Source organism: Pelagirhabdus alkalitolerans (assembly GCF_900096905.1).
Taxonomy (GTDB): Bacteria; Bacillota; Bacilli; order Bacillales; family Amphibacillaceae; genus Pelagirhabdus; species Pelagirhabdus alkalitolerans.
On the sequence record NZ_FMYI01000004.1, the window covers coordinates 206,156 to 221,007 of the forward strand.

Below are 14,852 nucleotides of genomic sequence, written 5' to 3' on the forward strand. Positions count from 1 at the left end.
AAATCCGACTCTTTGCTACAACAGGCGACTAAACCCTTCGTTAATCATGCTTTTAAAAATCGTGCATTGATTGCTACGATCACAGTACTCAATGACATTAACATTGCACCTACTGCAGGACTTAACACAATACCAATTGGTGCCAGAATACCAGCTGCTAGAGGAAGTGCTACAATATTATAGCCCGTTGCCCACCAAAGGTTTTGAATCATTTTGCGATAGGTCGATTTAGAAAGTGATAATATAGAGACAACATCATTCGGATTATTTTTAACTAAGACGACATCTGCTGTTTCCATCGCAACATCTGTACCAGCTCCAATTGCGATTCCTAAATCGGCATTTGCTAGTGCGGGAGCATCGTTTACCCCATCACCTGTCATTGCAACTTCTAAACCTTTTTCTTTAATTTCTATTATTTTGTCTGCTTTCTCATGTGGCAATACTTCAGCGAATACATCATCAAGACCTAATTGATCAGCAACCCATTTTGCGACCTTCTTGTTATCTCCTGTTAACATCATCGATTGAACTGATAAGTTATCTAAATCTGTAATAGCTTGTTTCGCGCTTTCTCTTATCTTATCTGCTAGAGCAATCATCCCTGCTAGCTTATCATCCACGATGACAAATACAACTGTTTTTCCCTGACTAGATAACTGTTCAAATGTATCCCTGTTATAAGAGATTTGCTGCTCATCCACATAACCAGGGCTTACTATTTTAACACCTTTATCTTTCACTTTACCTTGAAGCCCTTGACCAGTTAGTGACTCAAAAGTTTCAGGACGTTCAAATGTAATACCTCGCTTTTTAACATCTTCCACAATTCCTTGAGCAATGGGATGTTCAGATTCCCCTTCAAGTGAACCTGCTAACATCAATACGTCATCTTCTTCAAAACCTTCTTCTAAATGAATATTTGTAATGCCAAATTTACCTTCTGTTAATGTACCTGTCTTATCAAATACAACCGTTTGAAGTTTCCTTGCTTCTTCAAAGCTTGTACGATTACGAATTAACAAACCTCGTTTGGCGGCAAGTGTAGTCGACCTTGCAACAACTAGTGGAGATGCAAGACCTAACGCATGTGGGCATGCAATGATCATAACGGTTACCATTCTTTCCAGTGCATAATTAAAACTTTCCCCCAGCATTAACCAAACCGTTAATGTCATGATTCCCGCTGCTAATGCTATATAAAACAACCATTTAGCAGCACGATTCGATAAGTTTTGTGTTTTTGATTTCGATTCCTGTGCTTCTTTTACCATCGTAACGACTTGGGATAAGTAGCTTTCTTCACCCGTCTTCATAACAGAAACTGTTAATGAGCCTTCACCATTAATCGCCCCACCAATCACTTCATCGTCAATCTCTTTTTCCACTGGAACAGATTCACCCGTAAGCATGGACTCATCATTTGTGGATTGACCCTTAATAATGATTCCATCTACAGGAACTTTCTCACCAGGTTTAACTAATACCTGGTCGCCTTCTGTTAATTCTTTAATTTGCACATCACTTATTTCACCATTCTCATCAATTCGATGAGCCTCTGATGGCATCAACTCGACTAGCTCTTCTAATGCATTCGAAGCCCCCATCACTGAGCGCATTTCAATCCAATGCCCTAATAACATAATCACAATTAGAGTAGCTAACTCCCAAAAGAAATTACTACCTGGAAGACCGAATACAGTTAATGAACTATATACATAAGCGACAACAATCGCTAACGCTATCAACGTCATCATACCTGGATTTTTTTGTTTTAGCTCATCAAATGATCCTTTTAAAAATGGCTTGCCACCATAAAAGAATATAAAAGTAGATAACGCAAATAAAAGATACATATCTCCTGTAAATCGCCAATTTACTCCTAAGAAATTCTGAATCATAGGAGATAAAATTAAAATCGGTATGGTCACAAGTAACGAAACAAAAAATCGTTTTTTAAAATCTTCAATCATATGACTATGATCATGACCGTGATGACTGTGATCGTGACCATCATGATTGGTATCATGGTGCTCATCATGATCAGTGTGTTTGTGATCTTGCATTTTTCCACCTCATTTCAAAGTATCATTTAATCTTCTAAAATAATACTTCCCATAAATTATGCAGAAATTGTGCAGATTGATGAATTAATGCATGACATTATATTATCCCGAATCGTTGTCGTTATAAACATCTATGCTTAACATTTATTTTGATCTTCACATCCACTATATCAATTTTTCGCCTCAACATTTAACTGCATTAAAGAGGTTACTTATCCACTTTATATCTAATAAAATCAGTACCATACTATCAACTTTTCTATTTAATATAACTAAGACCAGATACAGATGTGCGTCTGGTCTTAGTTACTCATCATTTGAAAAAATATAAAGTGTATTCCTTTGAACACTCGATCTTTATGTTAACTGAATAGTCGTTATACATGTATTATCTTGGCTAAATGTAGAAAACTCAGACTCTGCTGTTTTTCCTTCGCTTGAAATATTTATCGTGTAATTTTCATCACGCGGTAACCATAAATCGATAAATCCGTCATCAGCTGATGTGATCGTTTCATCTACGACAACATTGCCATCTTCATCTTCAATATACACATCAAAATCTTCATTTATCATCTCACCTTGACACCCAATTAAATCATGGTCATAACAAGGATGGGTTTGGTCTATAAATGGTGCAATAGAAACGAAAAAATCATTTTCTAGTATGTCATAAACTGTCTCACTATTATCAGACTCAGTTACAATTAATTCGTCTGAGGTAATAGAAGCACTCTCAGCTTGTAAGTTGCCCGAAGAATAACCGGCTACTTTTTGTTTTATATCTTCTGTCGATACTTCATCTTGATCGGCTATATTAGTAGTATTCATTATTAAAACGAATACCATAAGACCCGTTACAACAACCCCTATTATTAGCATAAACTTCTTCACACTATTTCAGCTCCTCTAATATCTTATAATTCTAGTTACTGATTGACTCTCTTATCTTTCCCAATATACATGATAATTTTGCATAATTTGTGAAGTTTTTAAAAAGAGATAGGTTTGCCAGCTTTTTTTGATGAGAATCCATGCAAGCATAAAGCAATTCTTAAATCTAATCAATTAACTATGGACAAAAATAAAGAGAGCGCTTTATTATTAATGTTAGATTACGGACTCACATTAATAAAAAGACTCTCACATAACTAGATATTCATTCACTATTAAATAAAAGAAATAAATTCATTCAAAAAAAAACTGAAATAATGATTCTACTGTTTTTTACTAAAGGTCAGCTGCATATTTATTTAGTTTTTTACTCATCGCTTCAATTTCTTCAATGAAAGATGCAATTTCCTCAGTAGAATTGGCTTGATTCTTTCCGTGAGAAACCAACTTATCAATGGATACTGAAATTTCATCAACAGCTTGTTGTGTGTTGATCAGTATATTATTAATTTTCTCGGTAGAAGCAATCGTTTCATCTGATAACTTTCTAATTTCCTGAGCAATAACGCCAAAACCATTCCCCTTATCACCAGCGTGTGCTGCTTCAATAGATGCATTCACACCAAGTAAATTAGTCTGTGAAGCTATCTTGTTGATAAACTCAATAACTTCTCCCGTTTTTTTCATCTCTCCACTCGCATGGTTAGATTGTTCAAGCAATGTTTGGCTGAGATCGGATAGTCCGTTTGCACTTTCTGAAATATCTGTCACACGATTATTTGCCTGAGTTAAAGAGTTCACGATCTGGTCTGAAATTTTACGCAATTCTCGCTCATTTTGCTCCTGTAATTGAATCGCAATCGCTCCAATCACTTTACCATTCTCAACGATAGGATTCGCCATTCCAGTAAAATGAAAACCATAGAATTCCTCAGGAACCACTTCTTTTATAACCTTATTGTTTTGAATACAGTCAGCTAAGGGCTCGTTCGGGTCAATTTTTTGTCCTTTTTTAACCCCTAAATCAACTTTGGTTCCCGGGTAATAAACCAACCATTCTTCTAAATTCGTTAAGCCAATGGCCATGTCTGGTAACATAGAGTGAATCATTGGTAAGACCTCTAAATATTTGTCTAGTATCGATTGATTGTCTGATTTTTCATATTCCGAACGCATTTCCATCATCTGTTATTCCGCCTTTGTATAAAAATTATTATGCCATAATCCTTTTCACTTTTCATACTAAAGTATATAGTAAGTGTTTTAAATGAACAACTAATTCCGCTTGTTAGTATTCACTGGAATATCTTACATAATGTACGAGAGACGGGGTTTATCAAAACTGCTTCAACTTTCGACTAGCTTGATGATCACATTTGAAAGTATTTTTTTAATCACAGTTGTCTAAATTTCTTTATATGAATCTAACCTTTACGCATTATTTTGCAATGATTCTATGATAAAATCCAATTGCTGATCCAGCGAAGTAGGATCATTAAAGAAAGCTGCATCCGGGTCTAATTCAATAACTCTATCTTGTTTCACAGCAGGGAGCTCTTCCCACAGCTTACTGCCATACACATGTTCTGGATCGGCCTCATCTCCTGACCATGGGCAAGTAAATATAATATCACCCGCAATCTCCGGTAACGTTTCTAATGAGAAATCTGCCCAACCTTCGCCACTATCAATAGCTATTTCTTGCACGGTTTCTGGCGCTTTTAAATCAAATTCATCATAAATAATTTCACCACCCCTTCCAAAATTATGACCGAATGCATAGATGCCTTTTGAAAAAGGGGATAGGATCGATACAGTTTGATCACCGACAATTTCTTGTATTTTGGGTTTCCACTCAGCAATTTTACTTTCCCATTGTTCAATCCATTCGTCTGCTTCTTTTTCTCTACCTGTCATGTCACCAAATTCTTTCAATTGTTCTTTATATGATTTTTCACCATAATTAATAGCAATAGTTGGAGCGATCTTTTCTAGATTTTCAACAGCATTTGCATCATTAAAAGTTATGATCAGATCCGGATTAAGATCAACCATCTTTTCCATTGATGGATTGTTACTCTCACCTATACTTTCTACTCCGTCCAACTTACCCTCAAAGTATCTATTTTCCATAGAAAAATCACTAACCCCTATGGGTTGAATACCTAATGTCAAGAAATAACCAACATAACTATCTGCAACGACTATAATCCGTTCTGGATGACTAGGAATTTCGACAGTTCCGTTTGCAGCTTCGAATGTCTTCGTTTCTTTCTCATGTTTTTCTTCAGATTCTTCTAGGTCGTTATCTGTACTGTTATTTGAGTCTGTATCTTGTCCACAAGCGCTCAAAAATCCAATAAGTAACGTAATACACATTAACAATACGATAAATATTTTTTTATTTTTCATTATATTTTCTCACCTTTTATAATTTATATTTAGTTTCTAGTTAGTGCTTCAACAACATCATCTATTTTTTTTGATTCCGCAATAGGGCCATTTAACATCCAATTTCTTGCGGAAACCACGTGCATTTGTTCTTGTTGAACAGCTGGGATACTTTCCCACACGGGCATTTTTTTAACTTCTTCTAAAGCTAAATTTGCTTGTTCATTTTCTTCCACGGTTGCTAAAGAAGACCCTACCGTTACGAAGAGATAATCAGCCTTTAAATCAGGCATTTTTTCTAATGAAACCACAGCTCCCCAGTCACCTTCTTCTCCATTCTCTTGTAACTCCGATACTAATGCACCGGATGAAAAACCTAACTCATCATACAAAACACTTGTATAAGAATAGCCAGGGAAAAATACTTGTACATCTTTAGGGGTTGGTCGTATGAACGCAACGGTTTGATCTCCTCCTATACTCTCCATAACTTCCTTCTTTGCTTCTTCTAATTTACTATTGAACGTTTCAATGACTTGGTCTGCTTTATCCACTTCACCAAATACACTGCCAATAGCTTCAATCGATTCTTTCCAGTTCTCTCTGTCGTATGCTATAGTTGGTGCTATTTGCGTTAATTGTTCATATACATTCTCTCTTCCGGCTGGCGATTCACTTACAACAATAATATCGGGGTCTTGGTCCAGTATCGCTTCAAAGTTATATTCTGCACCCACTGTCTCAATAATGTGAATGTCTTCTTCTTTTAATGAATCATATAAGTAATGTCCTTCCATACCTGTAGCTGCTACCATAGGAATTTCAAGTGACAACATGATATCTTCCAAACCAATCACTACGACACGCTCTGGATCTTCTGGAACTTCTGTTTCACCTAGTCCATGCTCAACTACTTTTGATCTATCAGAATCATCGTCCGCTACACTTGCCTCTTGACTCTGACAACCTATTAAAATGACAGATAATAACGCACATATCATAAAAATAGTTCTTTTCATCTCAACCTTCCTTTCTAAACGATTAAAAATTAGTTCACGATGTATATAAATCTTTAATTAGTTCACGATTTCGTTCTTTAAAAATGTCATTATGTGAAGAAACTCTACCTTTATTGTTTGCCTCTGGATCCAAATATTGTTTTGCTCTATTAACAGCATTTGCAGCATCCTGAAACGCTCCCGCAATGAGTCCCAACTTACCTTCATGTTGTAGAATATCTCCCGCCGCATAAAGCCCTGAAACAGATGTCTCACTCATAGGGCTACCAGCTATCTTAAATTCATTCTCCATCTCTACTTTTACGCCACTATTTTCAATCAGTTCTCTATCGCGTTCGAAGCCATGATTAATAATGACTTCATCCACTGATATTTCTAATTGTTGATCCTGAGCCTTTAATTTCACTTTTTCAATTCTCTCTTGATTACTTGAAGCGAGTAATTTGTGAATAGACGTATTAAGCAAGCATTCTACAGAACTATCTAATAGTTTTGAAACTTGTGCTTCATGCCCTTGTAACATATCATTTCGATAGGTGAGGTATACTTTTTTTGCAATCGGTTCTAGTTCATTTGCCCAATCTATTGCTGTGTTACCCCCACCAGAAATTAAAACTGTCTTCCCTTTAAATTTGGCAAGAGATTTCACTGTATACTGCAAGTTAGTAATTTCAAAACGCTCCGCCCCTTCTATTTCTAACTTAGTAGGCTTTAATATCCCTCCGCCGACTGCTAAGATAACTGTTTTTGAATAATGTGCTTCACCAGAATCTGTCTTTAATACGAAGACGCCATCCTCTCTCTTAGAAATAGATGTCACTTTATTTCCTAAAACAGTCGTCGGATAGAAAGTTAGAGCTTGCTCTTCCATTTGTTTTATTAGCTGAGCGCCTGAAACAGGTGTAAGTCCCCCAACATCCCAAATCATTTTTTCCGGGTAAACATTTACTTTCCCACCTAGGAATTGCTGGTATTCAATTATCTTTGTCTTCATCCCTCTCAATCCACTATAGAAGGCTGAAAAAAGACCAGCTGGTCCCCCACCTACAATCGTTAGATCATACAGTTCATCTTTGTTCATCCCGACTTCATCTCCTTTTTATGTTTTCATTCTTATGTTTTAAGTGTTTGACTTTACTAGTAAATACAGAAAATAAGGCGCACCAATGATCGCTACTACAATACCAGCTGGAATCTCTGATGGTTGTAATATCACTCTTCCAATCGTATCTGCGACTAAAAGTAATAAACCACCCAACATTGCTGAGACTGGTATGACAAATTGATGTCTAGCACCAACTAATTGGCGAGCCATATGTGGTGCTATTAAACCGACAAAACCAATTCCTCCACTTACCGATACACCAGCACCAGCGAGGGCAACTGCTACACCTAATAATAATAATCGTTCTTTCTCTATTGCTAAACCTAATCCTGTTGCGCGAACATCTCCCAAATTTAATGTATCAATAATACGTGCTTTTGCTATAACTAAAGGAATAAAAATAAGTATCCAGGGAAGTAATGACAGTACAAATCTCCAATTGGATCCCCAAATACTCCCCGCTAACCAAATTGCAACAAATTGATAAGTCTCTGAATCTAATTTCAATGTTAGAACTATCATGGCTGCACTAATTCCAGCAGCTATCGCAATGCCTGTTAACAATAACCGAACTGGGGATATTCCTTCTCCTTTTTTATAAGACAACAAATAAATCAAAAATGCGGTTATACCCGAACCTAATAAAGCAACAAAAGGTAGGAGAAATACCGGAGCCTCTGTTGTAGAAGGAAAAAAGGATATAAATAAAACAACAGCTAAGCCCGCTCCTGCATTAATACCTAATATTCCAGGATCCGCTAAGGCATTACGAGAAATACCTTGTAAAATACAACCTGATACGGCAAGAGCCATTCCTACTAAAACAGATAACACAATGCGGGGTAATCTGAATTGAAATAAAATAAGTCTTTGTCTATCTGTCCCCTCACCAAGAAAAGTCTCAAATAATTCTAGTGGCGATAAGCGAATATGCCCAGTATTCATACTAATAATAAGCATCAATAGAATAAGTAAACTAATTATAAAGATAACTAATATATTCCTTTTATTTCTTCTTTGTAGATACTCAGGAGCATATTTGTTTGGTATCATATCTCCTCTCCTCCTTTTCTAGCTAAGTAAAGGAAAAAAGGAACACCAAGTAAAGCGATTAAAGCCCCAATTGGTGTTTCTAATGGTGGATTGATCATCCTAGCACCAAAATCAGCAAGGACAACGAGTAGTCCTCCCAGTATCGCAGAACAGGGAATAATCCATCGATAATCATGCCCAACCAAAAATCGAGTGATGTGTGGAATGATTAACCCAACAAATCCAACTGCACCTACTATAGACACACCAATTCCAGCTAAAATTAAAACGATAATTGCTAAAAAGAATTTAATCTTCTTTGTTCGTTGTCCAAGCCCTATTGCTATTTCTTCTCCCAGACTAATAATAGTGATTGATTTAGATAAAGACATCGCTCCAAGAAACGCTACAATCACCAATGGTGCAACCATTTCTAGATTCTCCCACTTTGTACCTGACACACCACCTGCGTGCCAAAATGCTAAGTCTTGACTAATACGATAATAAATAGCAATTCCTTCACTTAAAGCGATCAATAATGCACTGACGGCAGCACCAGCTAAAACAAGTCGTACAGGCTTCAAACCTCCTCTTGTCATCGAGCCAATTCCAAATACGAGCCCTGCTCCAAGTGCTGCTCCAGCAAAAGAAAAGAAAATGATATACATATATGGCATACCTGGAAAAAATGCAAAACTAATGGCTAACATGAATGCCGCCCCAGCATTTAAACCTAATAAACCTGAATCAGCCAGAGGATTTCTTGTTATACCTTGCATAATCGAGCCAGATACCGCAAAGCAGGCACCAACCAGTGCAGCACCTAATACTCGTGGCAGTCGAATTTCCTGGATAATCTGATGAGACGTTAGTTCATCGTTATACTGCACAATAGATGACCACACTGTTCCCATATCGATATCTGCAGCCCCAAATGATACGGAAATCCCTATTGATACAATTAATCCAAATAATCCACCCATAATAATGATGCTTGCTATGACGGGGCGTGATTGATAAATAACATCTTCTGTATCTACTTGTGTATACTTTTTTAATATTGCCATTCGACTTTCATCCTTCATTTGCATTTTCAAATAGTTGTTGCGTATCCCTACTTAGTTGATACGAGTGAAAAATTGGGTTATGACTAAATGGACAAGTTGTCAGATTAACATCAATTTCAAAAACCGTTTGAATCGTAGAATAGGTCATGACTTTAGACGGACTTCCTTCTTTTATGATCTCTCCACCTTTCATTGCAATCATATTATGAGAAAATCTAGAGGCATGGTTTAAGTCATGCAACACCATAATAATAGTTCTTTTTTCTTCTATATTTAATTTCTCGAGTAATAACAAAATATCCAATTGATGGGCTAAATCTAAATATGTAGTCGGTTCATCTAATATAAGGATGTCCGTGTCTTGTGCTAAAGCCATAGCAATCCACACACGTTGTCTTTGACCACCGGATAAAGCCTCAACAGACCGATCTTTAAACTCACTTAGGCCCGTTACCTGAATCGCCCAGTCTATTTGCTTTAAGTCTTCCAAATTCAATCCCCCGAAACCACCTTGGTGTGGAAACCGACCATACGAAACTAATTCAAATATGGTTAATCCAGAAGGAACTTCAGAGGATTGTGGTAAAATAGCCATTCGTTTTGCGATTTTTTTAGTTGAAAGCTGATGTATTGCTTTACCATCTAAAAACACCGCACCTTTATCAGTCTTTAAGATTCTGGCGATCGCCTTTAATAAAGTGGATTTACCACAGCCATTTGGCCCAATAATAGTCGTTATCTTCTGATCAGGAACCGAAACACTTAACCCTTCAATAATAGGTGATCCAGAATAACCAACCGATACATCTTCAACAAAGAGATTTGACATAAAATCACCTCCATACCTTATCGTGATGATAATGAGAATCATTATCATTTAAACTAATCTTATATGGGTTTTTTATCCTTGTCAATAACTTCACAAAATTTGATTTAAAATCCTCTCTCCATACTCTGGAACACCTAACGAACTAGATACCTCTCTAAAGCTCAATGAATCACCCAGTTTTGAAATTTATGACAAGCTATGTAATCGTCAAATAGCCCACACCTATTATTCAGGTCTGGGCTCATGCTAAGATGGTCTGTATACGACAACTTTCTAGTTAATCGTTTGACTAAGGGTGACAAGAAATGAAAGTTGACGATCAATCTGTGATTCTACCTCCATAGATATTTTCTCAATTTTAATCATAATCGATGCATTCTCATCAATGTTTAGTGAGCGGCTAATTTTTAACCAAGCTCTAGGGAAGTTGTCCGTTTTGGATCATATTTACGTTTCCAGCAATACATTCGATAGCCACTCATTTTTTGACGACACCAACAGTTATACTAATAATACTCTCGCACCATTATTTTTTATCAGTTTATTAGACTTAAAAAGCCTCCATGTGAGAGATTTATATAAATTCTCTCACATGGAGGCAACGTTAAATAAGTGTCTAATATTACTTCTCTGTAATCCACTACCTATTTAAATGTACTAGCTTTTAAAACGATTCAATTGACCTTTTTGAGTCTTTCCACGCGGCATCGTCTGGTGCGTTTTCATCGCCTTTTGTTAAATAGATTCTATCAATTCTTAATCCTGACTCACCCGCATGAACTGAAAAATCGTGTAAGCCTTGATCAATCTCTATTTCTGACAAGAGAGACCAAAACCAAATTTGACTCGTACTAAACGTATAGAGATCACCTTTAGAAAACTGCTCGTCGTATGGCTGTATCTCACCATCTAAACCAACTCTTAAAGAGTCGGAAGAATCATCATTAAACTTAATCAATACCCATACACGATAAGTTCCAGGACTCGCAACCTTTATTTGATAATGAAGAGAAGGGGCATCTTGAGCATTTTCCCACTTTAATCCTCGATCTCTTATATACATAGCCATTCCCGTCGAAGCATTAGTCTCCGCCTGTGTATGTGTCCACTCAATCGTTTCATTCACTGAATCTTTTTTTGTATATGCATACTGTGACTGTTCAAGAGCATATTCTGTTTCAATGGCGATAACACTATTACTTTCAATGAAATAGCCAGAGCCAAAATCTGACACAACATCTTTATATCCAAAAGAATCAGCGTGATATCTAGAAAAGCCTTTTTCAGTTTGTGGGTATTCTTCATTCAGCATATATAATCGATCATAATTCCAAAAGTCCCTTCCTGCGTATACAAGGTTTGGTAATGGAGCATTTCCTGGTTTCATGTTGTACATGTGATAACACAAATCATCCATATTTGATCCGTCATAATTTGGAATTGCTTTAGAATTCATTTTTCTCTCGACAGCCTGATCACCTACAAAATAACTTTCATTAGGGCCAAGGTCATTTAATTGTGCTTTTAACTGTTGATCAGGTTTCTCTCCAGCTAAATCATTGTCTGTATAAATCGTTAACTTGTTAATCGTTACATACCGATCAATCATATAAACTGTTAGATTATGAACCCCACTATCTATAAATGGTAAGGGCACATACAGTTTTTCACCATTATTCCATACAGATTCTTGCCAATTTCCACGCCACTCATCATTTGTTTCGGTTTCAACGATTATGGGCTGTAGGTCATCAATTGATACAGCAAAACGAATCCTACCGGTTGAGTCCAAAGTTAAAAAACGGTCAATTTCCAGTAAAAATGAGCCTTCATTTTTTAGGAAAAACGAATACGTCACCGAAGCATGATTTTGTAGATCACTTTCATCAAGATAACCATTGCCAGACGCTTCGATCACATTACCATTCATTCTGCCTATATCATTGATCACTTCCCATTGATGATCGCTCGAACGTTGATTAGACATAAATTTGTCAGCTTTCATGGAAACAAACCCATCCGCTTCAACATAACCTTTAAAATCATTTGGAAGTTGGATCGCACTTTGAGCAAATACGTCAATCTCAAATTCTTGTTGATTAAGTGATGTCTTAACCACAATTTTACCTTTTTTATCTTCCTTATTAACAGCTTGCTTTAACTTTACTAATACTCTTTTTTCGTCAACAATCGTTCCTTGACGATTTGAAATTTCAAGCCAGTCATCACAATCAATCAAATCTATCGTAAAGTCAAAACGCTCTGCTCCTGTATTGAAAATTTCAAACCATTTTACACCTATACCGTATGAATCGAAATGAATCTCTTGATTAGGTTCCGGCACCATCTCTCCCCAAGTCACCATCTTCACGCCAGGCTCTTCAATCTTTAAAGCCGGGGTTCCTGCTGGATACATGGCAGTCGGTGGTGGTGAAAAACTCTCAGGTGTCAAGATTCCATCCCATTTCCCATCACTCATTATTTTATTATAATAGTGAAGCATGCACCGTCTGTACGCCATCATTTCTTTGGATTTTGTAATGTAGGTGTCTGCTGCTTGCATTTTCCCTTGTTCATAACTCAAGTGACTTCGGTCTGCGTAATAAAACTCTGCATTTGCGTAGTATGAGGCATGAACTTTCATTAGAAACAACTGAAAGAAGGCTTCTTTTTCGTCTTCAGGTAATGCAAAATAGATTTGATTCGCTTCATCATATATTTCTTTTAACTGATTTAATCTTTCTCCAGCTTCGTCTCCATAAATTGTTTGTGAAAACCTTTCTTCTGTTAAATGTTCAAGCTTACACACGTTCGTTATCTGAGTGAAGCGATTATATAATTTTGCTGCCTTTTCACCGTGGTTACCCGTAAAATTGCTATCAATCCAATTTTGAGTAAATGATAACGAATCGTTTGTTACACCCTCTTCTTTTCCAACTTCCCAACCGTAAGTTAAAAAGTATTCCATATCCTGTTCAATCGGTTTAAGAGCCCCTACATTAAGAACCCATATTTTCCTTATATCATTGTCATAGCATTTCTTCATTTCATTACCAGTATGGGCAAGCGGAATCGAATTAATAAACAAATAGCTCATATGTGGATGTCCCCAATACGAACTGTGAAAATAGACGCCGTGACCCCCTGGGCGCTTTCGCTCATTCGAATTCGGATACCTTCTCATGTAACCAAAATTGTCATCTACCCACATAAGTGTAATATCTTCCGGTAATTCTAAACCATCATCATATAAAGGAAGAACTTCCTTATAGGGGATAAATGTCTGTAAAGCCTCTTCGCCATTCTTTTCTCCTAATACGTCTTTTAAAATTTGTCGTTGATCCTTTATGACATCACCTAGTAGCTTAACTCGCTTTCGTTTTTTCTCTTTATCGCTGAGTGACTGGTCATGATCAATCGCATCCGTTTTAAACCCGTAATCATGAACCCCTCTCATTCCAACTGTATAGCAAACTTCATAGCCTTCATTCTGTTCAACACTTTCTCGCCAGTATTCCTTTAATATGTCACGATGTTTACCTGGGATAGAGTAATCATAACTGATCCCTTCATAACCTTTTTTCTTCAACCAAGGTTCCCATTCATTTTGATTACTACGAAGAAGCATGTCACAATGTGATGTTCCAACAACGATCCCCATCTCATCTGCTAAGCGTCCATTTTCGGGATCTTCATTAAAATAATTGACATGCATAGCCGGCCAAATATAATTTGCTTTTAATCTCAGGAGCAGTTCAAATACATGAACATATGTTTCAGGACCTATGGTGCGGTCATTCGTATGCAACTTAGCCCAGGCCTCTAGTTGTTCTTCATCATTCAAAAAGATCCCTCTATATTGCACAGATGGATAAGATGTTGTCTTAAAACCACTGTCTATGTAAATGGCGTCTTGCTTCTTAATTGGAACATCAGCAAAAAAATACCACGGCGAAACACCAATCATTTTGGAAAACTCATAGATACCAAAAATGGTGCCTCTTCTGTCCGTACCAACGATGTATAAGATACCCTCTTTTTCCTGAATCAAATAACCTTCCCAATGATCGTGACCATGAGAATCTCGAAGACAATCCGTATTAATCTCGTGATCACTTAGTATATGTTCAATCTCTTCATTAGCTGTCAACGTTCCTATGACAATATTTCCTTCTTCTTCAGTGATCTCAGCAATGCTTCCACATACTTGATCGATATCTTTTGTAAGGTTATCCGCAGCAATTTTAACAGCAGAATTTTCATGATTTGATAAATAAATCTTTATCTTTTTTTCACGCTCGCCTATTAATGTTTTGCCTTTCAATCGTCTCATTCCTCTCCCTACTGAATAATCAAATCGATCTTTCATACCACTTTTCTATCGTATTGTAGATTCATTATAATGGTTTACTATTTACAATAGAATTGCATATTATCTAAAATACATTG

Annotated in this window: 10 protein-coding genes; all 10 read right to left on the reverse strand. The window is 36.7% G+C overall.

What is annotated here, in order from left to right:
• Nucleotides 1–44: 44 nt before the first annotated feature.
• Nucleotides 45–2,066, reverse strand: coding sequence for a heavy metal translocating P-type ATPase (locus BLR62_RS07115; RefSeq protein ID WP_090795231.1), 2,022 nt, complete (start codon nucleotides 2,064–2,066; stop codon nucleotides 45–47).
• Between the two features lie 357 nt (nucleotides 2,067–2,423).
• Nucleotides 2,424–2,960, reverse strand: coding sequence for a CueP family metal-binding protein (locus BLR62_RS07120; protein ID WP_245719425.1), 537 nt, complete (start codon nucleotides 2,958–2,960; stop codon nucleotides 2,424–2,426).
• Between the two features lie 336 nt (nucleotides 2,961–3,296).
• Nucleotides 3,297–4,145, reverse strand: coding sequence for a methyl-accepting chemotaxis protein (locus BLR62_RS07125; protein ID WP_090795233.1), 849 nt, complete (start codon nucleotides 4,143–4,145; stop codon nucleotides 3,297–3,299).
• A gap of 246 nt (nucleotides 4,146–4,391) precedes the next feature.
• A complete protein-coding gene (locus BLR62_RS07130) occupies nucleotides 4,392–5,372 on the reverse strand; it encodes an ABC transporter substrate-binding protein (protein ID WP_090795236.1) in 981 nt (326 codons plus the stop codon).
• Nucleotides 5,373–5,401: 29 nt separating this feature from the next.
• The gene (locus BLR62_RS07135; RefSeq protein WP_218119766.1) at nucleotides 5,402–6,352 is read right to left on the reverse strand and encodes an ABC transporter substrate-binding protein; all 951 of its coding nucleotides are present in this window, start codon (nucleotides 6,350–6,352) and stop codon (nucleotides 5,402–5,404) included.
• A gap of 52 nt (nucleotides 6,353–6,404) precedes the next feature.
• A complete protein-coding gene (locus tag BLR62_RS07140) occupies nucleotides 6,405–7,451 on the reverse strand; it encodes an NAD(P)/FAD-dependent oxidoreductase (RefSeq protein ID WP_090795240.1) in 1,047 nt (348 codons plus the stop codon).
• 39 nt (nucleotides 7,452–7,490) lie between these two features.
• A complete protein-coding gene (locus tag BLR62_RS07145; RefSeq protein WP_090795242.1) occupies nucleotides 7,491–8,528 on the reverse strand; it encodes a FecCD family ABC transporter permease in 1,038 nt (345 codons plus the stop codon).
• Nucleotides 8,525–9,574 carry a FecCD family ABC transporter permease gene (locus tag BLR62_RS07150; protein ID WP_090795245.1) on the reverse strand — a complete coding sequence of 350 codons (1,050 nt, stop codon included), beginning with the start codon at nucleotides 9,572–9,574 and terminating at the stop codon, nucleotides 8,525–8,527. Before BLR62_RS07150 ends, BLR62_RS07145 begins: the two co-directional genes overlap by 4 nt.
• 7 nt (nucleotides 9,575–9,581) lie before the next feature.
• Nucleotides 9,582–10,403: an ABC transporter ATP-binding protein gene (locus tag BLR62_RS07155; protein WP_090795247.1), complete on the reverse strand. Its 822-nt coding sequence runs from the start codon at nucleotides 10,401–10,403 to the stop codon at nucleotides 9,582–9,584.
• 664 nt (nucleotides 10,404–11,067) lie between these two features.
• A complete protein-coding gene (locus BLR62_RS07160; RefSeq protein WP_090795249.1) occupies nucleotides 11,068–14,736 on the reverse strand; it encodes a glycosyl hydrolase 115 family protein in 3,669 nt (1,222 codons plus the stop codon).
• Between the last annotated feature and the right edge of the window lie 116 nt (nucleotides 14,737–14,852).